This is a genomic window from Streptomyces sp. NPDC005962 (assembly GCF_040629205.1).
Classification (GTDB): Bacteria; Actinomycetota; Actinomycetes; order Streptomycetales; family Streptomycetaceae; genus Streptomyces.
Window position 1 is genome coordinate 68,795 of the sequence record NZ_JBEXVE010000023.1, and the last position, 12,818, is coordinate 81,612.

A 12,818-nucleotide genomic window follows, 5' to 3' on the forward strand; every position below is an offset into this window, starting at 1 on the left:
GCCACCGACGACCAGCACCTGACCCACACCGAAAGGCCGCCCCCGATGCCCAGTGATCTCGACCCGGGATCGACGATCTTCTTCACCCTCACCATCGACGGCGAGAGCCTGGGGTTCTTCAACGGCTGCGAGGGTCTGTCGTCCGAGGTGGAGATCGAGCACCACCAGGAGGGCGGCAACAACGGCTTCGTCTGGCAGCTGCCGACCCGCGTCACCTTCTCCAGCATCACGCTGACCCGCCCCCTCACGCCCGACACGGCGAAGGTGGCGGCCTGGGTCTCGTCGATCACGACGGGCGTGACCCGTCCCACCGGGCAGATCGCCGCCCTGCGCGCGGACGGTTCGGTGGTGGCCCAGTGGGGGCTGCTCGACGTGCTGCCGGTGCGGTGGCAGGGGCCGTCGCTCAGCCCGGACAGCCCGGCGGTCGCCACGGAGGTCCTGGAGATCACCCACCACGGGTTCACGGATGCGGGGGCGGCGTAAATGGCGGCCAAAGGCGGCACAGGCGGCAGGGGCGGCGGCGGCCGGGGCGGCAATCCCGGCGGCGGCAGGGGCGGCGGCCGGGGCGGCGCGGGCAAGAGCCTGGTGCGCGCCTCGCTCGCGATCCACGAGCCGCCGGTCGGGCACAGCACCACACCCGGCGGGCTGATCAAGAACTTCGACTTCGACTTCAACCCCGCCCAGCTGACCATGAGCCGCCGCACGGACTGGAAGTACAGCCCGAGCCCGGCCGTCCGCGACGGCTCGCAGCCGGAGTTCATGGGGCCCGAGCCGCGGACGATGAACATCGACGTCTTCCTCGACCGCTCGGACGACCCGGACAGCAACGATGTGCTGAAGAACGTCGAGGCGCTCTTCTTCTGCTGCGAGGTGACGGCGTCCAGCCTCGCCGCCAAGCAGCCGTCCACCCCCTGGGTGATCTTCCAGTGGGGGTCGTTCTCCACCGCCCGCTTCACGGCCTACGTGGAGTCCGTGGACGTCACGTACTCCCTGTTCGGCACCACGGGCATACCGATCCGGGCCACCTGCCAGGTGCAGCTGCATGAGATACCGAGCAAGACGAAGGGGCAGAACCCGACGTCCGGCGCGCTCACCGCGCGCCGCGTCCACCGCCTGGTGGCGGGCGATTCGCTGCAGTCGCTGGCCTGGCGGGAGTACGGGGACGCCACCGTCTGGCGGGTGATCGCCGAGACCAACGGCATCGACGACCCGGCCCGCCTCGCGCCCGGCACCGAGCTCATCCTGCCCGCCGTCGAGGAGGTGACCGCCTGATGCCGCCGATCTCGTACTCCAGCATCATCCACGTCGAACTGGACGACACCCCGCTGCACCCCACCGACGTCGCGCCGCTGCTGGCCGAGGCCTGGGTGGACTTCGGGGCGGGGGTGCCGGGCGCGTTCCAGCTCACCTTCCGCGACCCGAAGCGGACGGTGCTGGGGCTGGCGGGCATCGACATCGGCTCCAAGGCGGTCCTGGCGCCGGTCGCCGACGGCAAGGGGGCGCAGGACCCGCTGTTCACCGGTGAGGTCACCGGGCTGGAGACGGATTACGACGCCACCGGCGCGTTCACCGTCGTGCGCGGCTACGACCTCGGCCACCGCATGCTGCGCCAGCGCCGGGTGGCCGGATACACCTCCATGCGGGCCTCCGACATCGCCAAGCGGCTGATCGGGAAGAGCGCGGTCCCCGCGGGCCGGATCGAACCGACCAGGACCACCTACGACTTCATCACCCAGGACAACATCACCGACTGGGACTTCCTCGCCCGGCTCGCCGAGGACAACAAGAAGGTGATGTTCCTGGACGCGGACGGCAAGTTCCAGTTCGTCAGCCGCAAGAGCGCCTCCGGGGCGCCCCCGCCGACCATGGACGGCGACAAGAGCCCGTTCGTGCTCCAGGGCGGCGTGGACGTCCTGCGCTGCCGGGCCTCCGTCACCTCGGCCGACCAGGTGCCGCAGGCGCAGGCGCGCGGCTGGAACGTGCAGAGCAAGAAGGCCATGACGGCGCAGGCGCCCACCAAGAACAACCCGGCCCTCGCCAACGGCACCAAGCCGGGTGCGGGGACGGCGAAGTTCAGGGCGACCAAGCTGACCGACACCTCGTTCCCCTACGACCAGCAGGGCGAGGTCGGCCGGGCCGCGCAGGCGCTGGCGGAGGACGTGACGTCGGCCTTCGCCGAGCTGGAGGTGACCGTCCACGGCAACCCCAAGCTGCGCGCCGACATCCCGGTGACGCTGCGGGACGTCGGCAAGCCCTTCGACGGCAAGTACACGATGACCGGCGTCCGCCATGTCTTCGAGATGAGCAAGCCGTACACGACCTGGGTGACCGTCAGCGGCCGCCAGTGGCGGTCCCTGTACGGGCTCGCCTCCGGCGGCGCGGCGGCCACCTCCCGCATGCCGTCCGTGGCCAACGCGATCGTCACCAACGTGAAGGACCCGCTCAAGCAGGGCCGGGTGAAGCTGAAGTTCCCCTGGCTGGACCCGGATTACGTGAGCGACTGGACCCGCACCGTCCAGTGGGCCGGGGTGGGCGGCGGCAGCGTCTTCCCGCTGGACGTCAACGACGAGGTGCTGGTGGCCTTCGACCGCGGCGCGCTGGACCATCCGTACGTCATCGGCGGCCTCTACAACGGCAAGGACAAGCCGAAGCCCGGCGATGTCCCCCTGCACGACGCCCTCAAGGGCAAGGCGACCCGGCACACCGTCGCCGACCGGGAGAACAACCGGCTGGACCTGCTCAGCCAGAAGCTCGGCAAGCGCGGGGTGCGGCTGAGCACGGGCAACGACCGGCTCACCATCAACCTGGACCGCACCAAGTCCGAGATCACCGTGGACAGCAAGGGAACCGTCGTCATCAGGGGAACCGGCGCGGTGTCCGTCCAGGCCGGTGGCAACCTGAGCCTGCGGGCGGGCGGCAGCATGAACCTGAACGCCGGGGGAGCGCTGAGCATGACGGCGGGCGGCGCCCTCTCCGCCACCGCGGGCGCCGCGTTCAACATCAAGGGCGGCACCGGCTCGATCCAGACCGGGACCCTGAGCGTGACGGCCGGGGCGGTCAACGTCCTGCCCGCGACGTTCACGATGATGACCCCCGGTGTCGTCACCATCGGGGGCACGTCGGTCGCCCTGACCGGCCTCGCCACGATCAACGGTCACATCCCGGTGGTGGTCTGATGGCCGGGCAGTTCGTCGGCTCCGGCTGGTCCTTCCCGCTGCGCATCAGCCCCACCGGGGGCATCGCCCTGGTCAGCGGGGAGCGGGAGATCGAGGAGGCCATCCGGCTCGTGCTCGCGACCGCCCCGGGCGAGCGGCCCATGCGCCCCGAATTCGGCTGCGCCATCCACGACCTGGTCTTCGCACCGGTCAACGAGGCCACCGCGGGCCGCATCCAGCACGAGGTGTTCACCACCCTGGACCGCTGGGAGCCCCGTATCGAGGTGCGCGAGGTGGAGGTGACCGCGGGCGACGAGCAGGGGGTGCTCTACATCGACGTCCGCTACGTCATCCGCGGCACCAACAACCCGCGCAACCTCGTCTTCCCGTTCTACGTCATCCCCTCCCACGACGACTCCGATCCGTCCTCCTCCGGTCCCGGCCCCGATGACGGCCCCGGCCCCGGCGACGGCGGCGGACCGGCCACCGAAAGCGATCGCTGATGGCACTGCCCTCCCCGAACCTCGACGACCGGCGCTTCCAGCACTTCGTCGACGACGCCAAGCGCTACATCCAGCGGCGCGCCCCGGAGTGGACCGACCACAACGTGTCCGACCCCGGTGTCACGCTCGTGGAAACCGTCGCCCACATGGCCGACCAGATCGTGTACCGGCTCAACCGGATTCCCGAGAAGAACCACCTGGCCTTCCTCGACCTCGTCGGCATCACCCTCTTCCCGCCGTCCGCCGCGCGCACCGACGTCACGTTCTGGCTCTCCGCGCCGCAGGACGACCCGGTCCGGGTGCCCGTCGGCACCGAGACCGCCACCCTGCGCGCCGACAGCGAGGACGCGGTCGTCTTCGCCACCGAGCGTGAACTCACCGTCGTCCCCAGCGAACTGCGCCACCTCGCCGTCCAGCACAGCGGCGACCAGGTCACCGACCGCACCACGGACCTCGTCGAGGGCACGGACCTGATGTGCTTCGCCGAATCCCCGGCGCCCGGCGACTGCATGCTGCTCGGGCTCAGCGCCGCCGTCCCGCACTGCGCCGTCGCGCTGCGCCTCGACAGCCGCGTCGACGGCGTCGGCGTCGACCCGCGGCAGCCGCCGCTGGTCTGGGAGGCGTGGACCGCCGAGGGCTGGGTGGAGTGCGAGGTCGACCAGGACACCACCGGCGGCCTCAACCGCCCCGGCGACGTCGTCCTGCACATTCCCGGCGGGCACATCCTCTCCCGCACCGGCCGGAAGGAGGCGGGCTGGCTGCGCTGCCGGGTCACCGAACCCGCGTCCGACCAGCCCTTCTACACCACCTCGCCCACCGTGCGCTCCGCCGAGGCGTTCACCATGGGCGGCACCGTGCCCGCCGTCCACGCCGAGAGCGTGTACGACGAGGCGCTGGGCGAGTCCACCGGCCTTCCCGGCCAGCGGCTGCGGCTCGCCCACGCGCCCGTCGTCGGCGACGTGCCCCCGCTCCACCTCCAGGTGGCCGACTACGCCGAGCGGGACGGCTGGACCGACTGGGACGTCGTCCCGCACTTCGCCGCCTCCGGCCCGCACGACCGGCACCTCACCCTCGACGCGGCGACCGGCGAGATCACCTTCGGCCCGGCCGTCCGCGAACCCGACGGCACCCTGCGCCAGTACGGTGCCGTCCCGCCCAAGGGCGCCGTAATCCGCGCCCGCCGCTACCGCACCGGCGGCGGGCGCACCGGCAACGTGGCGCGCGGCGCCATCCGCACCCTCCGCGACTCCGTCCCGTACGTCGCCGAGGTCGTCAACCGGGAGGCCGCGCAGGGCGGGGTCGACGGCGAGACCGTCGAGGAGGCCAAGGCCCGCGCCCCCATCACGCTGCGCGCCCAGGACCGCGCCGTCACCCTGCGGGACTACGAGGAACTCGCCCGCCGCGCCGCCCCCGAGACCGCCCGCATCACCTGCCTGGAAGGCGAGGTGGAGGAGTACGGCTCGTACGCGGTACGCGTCCTCGTCGTCCCCCACGCCGTCCCCGACCCCGGCGGGCGGCTCCGCTTCGAACAGCTCGTCCCCGCCGACGCGCTCCTCCAGCGCATCACCCGCTACCTGGACGAACGGCGGCTCATCGGCACCCGGCTGGCCGTCGGCCCGCCGTACTACCAGGGCGTCACCGTCGTCGCCACCGTGCACGCCTTCCGCGGCACCGACGCCGACCGCGTACGGCGCGACGCCCACGACGCCCTCTACCGCCACCTCGACCCGCTCACCGGCGGCGCCGACGGCACGGGCTGGCCCTTCGGCCGTCCCGTCCAGTCGGGCGAGATCTTCGCGGTGCTCCAGCGGGTCCCCGGGGTGGAACTCGTCGACGAGGTACGGCTGCACGCCGCCGACCCGCTGACCGGCAAGCGCGGCGACCGCACCGACCGCATCGACCTCGACCCGCCGTCCCTGGTCTTCTCCTACGACCACCGCGTCCGCGTGATCGGGGACACGGCATGACGGATTTCGTCCGCATGATCGGAGTCAGAGTATGAGGGGATCGATCGACGGCCTGGCCTCCTCCTCCCCGCTCGGCATGATGCTGCCCGCCGTCTTCGCCGACGACGACCTCGCGCAGCGCTTCATCGGCGGTCTTGACGAGGTGCTGGCCCCCATCCTCAACGTCCTGGACTGCCAGGAGAGTTACTTCAGCCCCGCCCTGGCCCCCGCCGACTTCACCCGCTGGCTCGGCTGGTGGATCGGCGCCGAGACCGACGGCATCGAGGACGACCGCCCCGAGGGCGAGGCCCGGCTGCGCGCCGCGGTCGCCGCCGCCGCGTATCTGCACCGCGTCCGCGGCACCCGCTTCGGCCTGGCCGAGACGGTACGGCTCGCCTTCGGCGTCGAACCCGAGATCACCGAAAGCGGCGGCGCGACGTGGAGTGCCCGCCCCCGCGGCCCCTTCCCCGGCGCGCCGCGCCCCGGGCTCCACGTCACCCTGCGGCTCCCGTCTCCGACCCCGGCCGACGAACACCGCCTCGACGAACTCGTGGCCGCGGCCCGCCCCGCCCACGTCCCGTACACGGTCCAGGTGACCGCAGCCGAAAGGACCACCCAGAGATGAGCCCCAGTCAGGCCCCCGGCAGCCGCGGCCGCGGCACCGAAGAGCCGACCCTGACCTGCGACGAGTGCGGCACACGCAACGAGCCGGGCCAGTCCTTCTGCGACGGCTGCAACGCGGTCCTGCCCGACCCCGCCCCGACCCCCCGCCCCGGCGCCTCCAGCAGGGACCCGTGGGCGGACGGTGAGACGGCGCCCGGTGCGTCCGGCGCCGCCCACGGGCAGGGTGACCACGATCCCCACGCGCACCCGGACGGTGCCCCCGCACCCCGCACGGCCCCGGGGACGGCCCCGGCGCAACGAGCCGACCCCGAGCCGTGGCCGCCCGCCCCGGCGAGCGGCCCCGCGCCGGACCCACGCCGGAACCCCGCACCGGCACCACGCCCCGACGGCGGAACCGCCGCCGCCCCGCCCGCCCCGGCGGCCGCCGAGGACTGGCCGGGCACCGGCGGGGCCGACCGAGGCGACCAGCCCCGCACCGGCCGGACTGGCGCGCCCGCCGGGTTCGGCGCCGCACCGACCGCCGACGACTGGCCGGACGGCGGCGGAGCGCGCGGTGACAACAGGCGCGGCACCGGCACGCCGGGAGCCGCCAACTGGCCCCCCACCGGCGACCCGGTCGGCGACGCCGACCCGACCCGCCCCGTCCCCCGCGCGACAGCGCCCGGGACCAACACCCCCGCGACCAACCCGGCCACGGGCGGGAACTGGAACCAGCACCAGAACCAGAACGCGAACGCCACCCCGCCCCCAACTCCACCCCAAAGCGACGCGGACCGGGCCCGCGCCCTGCTCGTCCCCGTGGCCGACCCACAGGGCGAACCCGAACGCCCCCCTTCCATCTCCCCGGTCCTCCCGGGTCGCCCGGCGCCCGCCCGCCCGGAGGTCCGGGCCCCGGTCGCGCCGGAGAACCACGGCGGCGTCGCGTGCCCCTGGTGCCACGTCGCCAACCGCCCCGACCGCCACTTCTGCGCCCGCTGCGCCATGCCCATGGCCCAGGGCCCGGAGAACCCGGCCCGCCTCCCCTGGTGGCGACGGCTGCTCGACTACCGCAACCGCGAACAGCCCTGGGCGGGCGACCGCCCCCGCCTGCGCCACCAGATCGGCCGCATCCTGCGCTGGGTGGCCCTGGCGGCCGTACTCGCACTCGTGGCCTGGGCCTTGTTCCAGACCCCGCGAGCCGTCAGCGCCGTACGCGACCACTTCGCCAAGCGCGCCCCACTCAACCCGGACTCCTACAAGGCGTCCCGCTCGTTCCCCGAGCACGGCCCGGACAAGGCGTTCGACGTGGTCAGCAACTCCTGGTGGGGACCGGGCATCACCGGGTCCGCCCAGGGGGATTGGCTGGAGGCCCGCTTCCGGGACCCGGTACGCCTGCTGGACATCGGCATCACCCCCGGCGAGTCCGGCCACGGCGACACCCTCACCAAGTCCGCCCTCCCGCACCGCATCGAGGCCCGCATCACCACGGACGACGGCAAGACCACCACCCGCGAACTCAACCTCGACCAGGGCGCGGGCTTCCAGCGCCGCCCGTTCCGCGCCCAGAACGTCACCGCGGTCCGCTTCACCATCCAGTCGGCCTACGGAGCCGACGGCAAGAAGCAGGTGGCCATAGCCGAGATCGAGTTCTTCGGCCCCTCCAAGGCAGGCCGCTCCTAACCCGCGGCGCACCGCCGAACCGGGCCCATCCCCAACGGGGATGGGCCCGAGGTCAGCGGCCACCGAAGGCGCCCAAGTGGCGAGCACCCCGTTACTCACACGGTGCTGGTATCGACCCGGTAGACGATCTTCCCGTCGAACTCGGCGAACCCCAGCGACTTGTAGAAGGAACGCGCCCCCGCATTGTCGCGGTCCGTCATCCACTCGACGCGGCTGCACCCGGGACGCGCGGCGGCGAGGGCGCGGAGCTGGTCCATGAGCTGGGCCCCGACGCCCCGGCGGCGCAGGGTGTCGCGGACGTACAGCTCCTTGAGGAAGAGCGAGTGGGTGGAGCCCGCGGACGGCCAGAGGAACGAGTAGGCCGCGAGCCCGGCGAGGTCGCCCGTCTCGTCCTCGACGACCAGTGCGAAGGCCATCGGCGGCGAGCCGAACAGCGCGTCCTCCACCTGGGCCCGGCGTTCGTCGAGCGGTTGGACCTCGGTCGAACCGTAGAACCGCTCGATCTCCTCGATCAGCTCGGCCAGGGCGAGGACGTCCCGCTTTTCGGCGGGGCGGATCGTCACGGTCATCGGCATCTCCTGTCGTTGCTCAGTTCCTCAGTTGCTCAGTTGCTTCACTCACTCGCTTCAACGCCGACTCCCGGCCCGGCGGTGCGGCCTGCCGCGCGGGTGCTCCAGCCGTGCTCGCGCAGCGAGTCCTGGACATGCCGGATGAGGTACTCCAGGTCCGCGCAGTACACGGAAGGATTCCGGTAGCCGCGGGCGGCGCTGAAGCGATGCGGGAGGTAGCCCCCGCCGCAGACGTCCACCAGCGCGCAGCCCTGGCACTGCTCGGCCAGCGCTGCCTTGCCGCCGTGCCGGTGGCGGAGCTTCGGGTGGCGCATGGTCTGGTCGAAGGACTGGCCGAGGAGGTCGATGCCCAGCCAGGAGGCGCCTTCCTCGACGGAACGAAGGGTGTCCACGCCTTCGACCGTGCCGTTGGACTCGATCACGACACCGGCCGGTGGGGCGAGGCCCAGTGTTTCGACCGAGCCGCGGACGCCGGAGCTGAGGGCCACGATGTCCTCCAGCATCCGGACGCTGTGCCGGTACTGGGGGCGGGCGAGCCAGGCGTCCCACACGCGGCTCATCCACCGCCCGTACTCGGGAAGGCCCGGGTCGTCGCGGTGCGGCGGATCATCGTGTGTTCCGTGCGGAAGGTTGAAATCGATCACCGGGGGCTCGAACGACGCAAGATAGTCGTGCACCTCGACCGGGTCGTTGGCCAGATCGACCACGGCGAGCAGTCCGGCGAACAAGTGCGGCCGGGAGTGGAGGAGTTCGATGCCGCGTACGGCTGAGCGGGCACTCGATCGCCCGGTGTGGGTCAGCCGGTGCCGGTCGTTGGCGGTCGGCGGCCCGTCGAGGCTGACGCCCACGACGACCTCGTACTGTTCGAAGAGGTCCAGCCACGCCCCGCTGAGCAGCGTTCCGTTGGTCTGGAGCTCGAACCGGACGTCCGTCTCCGCCGGGATACCGTCCCGCAGGGCGCCCAGCAGATCACCCATGTGCCGGGGACCGGCGAGCAGCGGTTCACCGCCGTGCAGGACGACGTGGACCTCCCGCAAGCCGTGCGCGGCGGCATGCTCGCCGATGCGGCGGGCGGCGGCCCGGGCCACGTCCAGACTCATCCGGGCGGGCAGGTGCCGCGACGTCTGGTCCTTGGAGTTGAAGACGTAGCAGTAGTCGCAGTCGATGTTGCAGCGGTTGGCGACCTTGAGGATGAAGCTGCGCAGCGGGGCGGCGTCTTCGGGTCGTGTCATCGAGCGGGCGTGCTCACAGCGGCCAGGGCCAGATGAGCGATGCCGCGTGGGCTCCGTCGCCGACGCTGTTCGTCGCGGCTTGCTCAGCCTCCAGACGCTGGCGTACGCGGTCGGCGACGCGATCGAGGACCGGGCTGTCCTGTGCGGACTGCGGGGCGGCGGACGCCGTGACGTGGCGCGCGGGGACAGGCGTGGGCGACGGCATTCAACGCTCCTCGTGGTGGGCCGTGCTGGAAGTCGGCACGGTGGTGCGACGGCGGTTGAAGCGGCAGATCGGCTCAACGTAGCAGTCGGCCACCCGCGGTGGCATACGGAATCCGGTCATGGACCGAACCATGTGCCCGACTCACCCGGACTGGGACGCCAAGAGGCGCTCGACCTCATCGGCCTCGGCGCTCAGGCCCAACCGCCGGTATACAGCGAGAGCGTCCCGCAGCGACGGCTCGCCGCGCGCGGGCCCGTTGAGGTCCACGTCGCAGCGGCCGATGCCTTCCAGCGCCCGTGCCTCCTCCAGGGGAGCGCCGATGCGCCGGGCCAGGCTCAGCGCCTGCTCAAACCGTCCCCGGCCTGCCGTCGGCCGCTCCCCGGTACGCAGCAGTGTTCCCCAGTGGTTGAGGACTTCCGCTTCGCCGCACCGGTCGCCCAGGTCGCGCAGGATCTCCACGCTGCGTTGGAACGCCTCGGCCGCCCCGTCCCGCTCCCGGACAAGCCCGCGGACCGTGCCCAGTTCGCCGAGTGCGGCGGCCTCGCCCCCACGGCTCCCGAGATCGCGGTACGTGCTCAGTGCCTCCCCCAGCAGCCGGGCCGCCTCCGCGAGGCTGCCGGATACGCGGGCCAGGACCCCGAGGTGGCGGATGCTGTTGGCGCGACCGAACAGGTCGCCGAGTTCGGTGTAGTGGTCCAACGCCTGGGAGTGGTCCTCGCGCGCCCCGTCGAGATCGCCGGTGAGCCGCCGTACCAGGCCCAGCTCGTTGAGGGCGTATGCCTGGTGGACCCGGTCGTCGAGGTCACGGTAGAGCGCGAACGCCTCGCGGTGCCGCCGGGCGGCCAGCTCGTACTCGCCCATCAGGCAGTGCACGACGCCCAGATCACGCAGCGAATTCGCTTCGCCGTAGTGGTCGTGCAGTTCGCGGTAGATGGACAGGGCTTCCGTCTGCGCTTCCACGGAGGCGACGAACTGACTCGTCTGCCGACGCACCATGCCGAGATCCGCGAGCGCGTTGGCCTGCCCGAACCGGTCTCCCACCTCGCGGTAGAGGGCAAGGGCCTGGGCCTGGGCCCGGGCCGCTGCCTCGGTGTCGGCAGTCAGATACCAGACGATGCCCGCCTGGTTCAGCGCATCGGCCTTGCCCTGCCGGTCACCGGCAGCCTCGAATTCCGTTACGGCCTCGTTCAGGGCCTCGACCGCCTCGGGGTACGCGGCCATGAAGCGCCGTACGACACCCAGCTCGGCGAGTGCGTGGCCCAGTGACACCTGGTCCCCGGTCCGCCGGGCAGCCTCGGCGGCGGACCGGTGCAGCCCGACGGCCTGGTCCCAGGGCCCGGCCTGTCGCAGGAAGGGAGCCATGGCCGCGGCCAGGCGGATCACGAGCCTGTGCAGGTCGAGGCCGTTCGCCCGCCGGATGGCGGCCAGGATGTTGGGCCGCTCGTTCTCCAGCCACTCCAGAGCGGCGGCGCGCGACTCCATGGGCGGTCGCTCCACCTCTGTCCCGCTCTCCGGAGGAGGCGGTGCGGCCGCCCCGGCGCGCACGATGTGCCTGTTCGCATCAGCGAGAGCGGCCAGATAGTAGGAGCAGACACGCGTGGTGGTCTGAACGTCGTCCATATTGCCTCTCTCCCCGGCGGCGAGACCGCGCGCATAGTCGCGTAACAGGTCGTGCAGCTGATAGCGGCCGCCCGGCTGCTCGTCAACCAGGTGGTCGTCATAGAGCGCGTCGAGGTGACGTTGCGCCACCGCTGACGGAACCGAGCCGAGCGCGGCACCGGCATACGCGTCGAGATCGGCGCCGGGGTAGCGGCCAAGGCTTTGGAAGAAGCGCTGCCGCTCAGGTGGAAGATCCCGGTAGGACAGGTCGAACGTCGCGGTCACCGCACGCTCCCCGGCACGCAGTTCCCCCAGCCGGTCACGCGCCGCCACCAGCCGCCCCCGAAGGCTTTCGGCGGTCCAGGACGGATGATTCCGGAGCCGCGCCGCGAGCAGCGACACCCCCAACGGAAGATATCCGCACATCCGCACCAGCGCCTCGACCACAGCCCGGTCGAGGGAGTCCGCAGGCCGCCTGCTGAGCCGGATGAACAGATCGACCGCATGACCCGGCGGCAGTGCCTCGACCGGCAGTACCACTTCCTCGTTCGCGGCCAGCCGCTTCCTGCTGGTCACCAGCACCAGACAGCCTCTCCCTCCAGGCAGCAGCGGCTCCAACTGCCGGTAGCTCGCCGCGTTGTCGAGGATGAGCAGTGCCCTCTTGTCGGCCAGCCGCCCTCTCCACATGGCGGCCCGAGCCTCCGTAACCGCACCCACGTCGTCCCCCACCGGAATCTGCTGCGTCGGCACCCCGGCCGCCGCCAGCAGCGACGCCAGCGCCTCGGTCGCCTGCACCGGACTCCGGCCCGGCGTGTGCCCGTTCAGGTTCACGAAGAGCTGTCCGTCCGGAAACCGTTCCGAGAGCACATGCCCGGCATGTACCGCGAAGGTCGTCTTCCCGACCCCCGGCATGCCGTCGACGACATGCACCGGCAGCGCTTCACCGCTCTCCTGCCAGTCCCGCACCGAGCGCACCAGCGACTCCAGCTCGGCAGCCCGATCGGTGAACGCCGCGGTGTCGCGCGGCAGCGACCGCAGCACCAGAGCCGCGCCCGGAAGTCCCGTCCCTTCGTCCGGCCGGACCGTCGGCTCTACGACCGGTACGGGTGCCCGAGTCTCGGACAGCGTCGCCAGCAACGCCGTGCCCACGACCATCACCACGCCCAGCAGGATGAACGAGAACCACGCATGCTCCTGGAGCCACCCCAGCCAGCCGGGCCATCGCGACTGATCGGAGACGGCGTTCGTGACCAGTCCGATGAGCATCGTCGTCATGGCGACGGCACCGGCCACCCCGGCGATGGCGATACCCCGCCGCAGCCTCAT

General features: G+C 72.1%; 11 protein-coding genes. 7 read left to right on the forward strand and 4 right to left on the reverse strand.

Annotated features, from left to right (window positions below):
* Positions 1 to 45 precede the first annotated feature (45 nt).
* Genes ABZ370_RS30725 through ABZ370_RS30755 form a run of 7 tightly spaced genes read left to right on the forward strand, consistent with a single transcriptional unit; the run spans position 46 to position 7,887 of the window.
* Entirely contained in the window at positions 46 to 483 is a 438-nt protein-coding gene (locus tag ABZ370_RS30725; RefSeq protein ID WP_358627071.1) for a phage tail protein, read from the forward strand.
* Complete coding sequence (locus ABZ370_RS30730) at positions 484 to 1,272, forward strand: peptidase M23 (protein ID WP_358627074.1); 789 nt, start codon at positions 484 to 486, stop codon at positions 1,270 to 1,272. It begins immediately after the preceding gene.
* Positions 1,272 to 3,176, forward strand: a complete 1,905-nt coding sequence (locus ABZ370_RS30735; RefSeq protein WP_358627077.1) for a VgrG-related protein — start codon at positions 1,272 to 1,274, stop codon at positions 3,174 to 3,176. Before ABZ370_RS30730 ends, ABZ370_RS30735 begins: the two co-directional genes overlap by 1 nt.
* Positions 3,176 to 3,658, forward strand: coding sequence for a GPW/gp25 family protein (locus tag ABZ370_RS30740; protein WP_358627080.1), 483 nt, complete (start codon positions 3,176 to 3,178; stop codon positions 3,656 to 3,658). The genes ABZ370_RS30735 and ABZ370_RS30740 overlap by 1 nt, the downstream gene beginning before the upstream one ends.
* The gene (locus ABZ370_RS30745; RefSeq protein WP_358627083.1) at positions 3,658 to 5,625 is read left to right on the forward strand and encodes a putative baseplate assembly protein; all 1,968 of its coding nucleotides are present in this window, start codon (positions 3,658 to 3,660) and stop codon (positions 5,623 to 5,625) included. The genes ABZ370_RS30740 and ABZ370_RS30745 overlap by 1 nt, the downstream gene beginning before the upstream one ends.
* A gap of 31 nt (positions 5,626 to 5,656) precedes the next feature.
* Positions 5,657 to 6,229, forward strand: a complete 573-nt coding sequence (locus ABZ370_RS30750; RefSeq protein WP_358627086.1) for a phage tail protein — start codon at positions 5,657 to 5,659, stop codon at positions 6,227 to 6,229.
* Complete coding sequence (locus ABZ370_RS30755; RefSeq protein ID WP_358627089.1) at positions 6,226 to 7,887, forward strand: zinc ribbon domain-containing protein; 1,662 nt, start codon at positions 6,226 to 6,228, stop codon at positions 7,885 to 7,887. The genes ABZ370_RS30750 and ABZ370_RS30755 overlap by 4 nt, the downstream gene beginning before the upstream one ends.
* Positions 7,888 to 7,982: 95 nt before the next feature.
* Here the strand turns inward: ABZ370_RS30755 and haaN are convergent, their stop codons facing one another.
* From haaN to haaT, 4 genes are all read right to left on the reverse strand, one after another.
* Positions 7,983 to 8,456 carry a cyclophane-containing RiPP N-acetyltransferase HaaN gene (gene haaN, locus ABZ370_RS30760; protein ID WP_358627092.1) on the reverse strand — a complete coding sequence of 158 codons (474 nt, stop codon included), beginning with the start codon at positions 8,454 to 8,456 and terminating at the stop codon, positions 7,983 to 7,985.
* A 44-nt stretch (positions 8,457 to 8,500) separates the two neighbouring features.
* The gene (locus ABZ370_RS30765; protein WP_358627095.1) at positions 8,501 to 9,688 is read right to left on the reverse strand and encodes an FxsB family cyclophane-forming radical SAM/SPASM peptide maturase; all 1,188 of its coding nucleotides are present in this window, start codon (positions 9,686 to 9,688) and stop codon (positions 8,501 to 8,503) included.
* A gap of 13 nt (positions 9,689 to 9,701) precedes the next feature.
* On the reverse strand, positions 9,702 to 9,893 hold the full coding sequence (haaA, locus tag ABZ370_RS30770) for a HaaA family cyclophane-containing RiPP peptide (RefSeq protein WP_358627097.1): 192 nt from the start codon (positions 9,891 to 9,893) through the stop codon (positions 9,702 to 9,704).
* A 141-nt stretch (positions 9,894 to 10,034) separates the two neighbouring features.
* Entirely contained in the window at positions 10,035 to 12,818 is a 2,784-nt protein-coding gene (gene haaT, locus ABZ370_RS30775; protein WP_358627100.1) for a cyclophane-containing RiPP biosynthesis TPR protein HaaT, read from the reverse strand.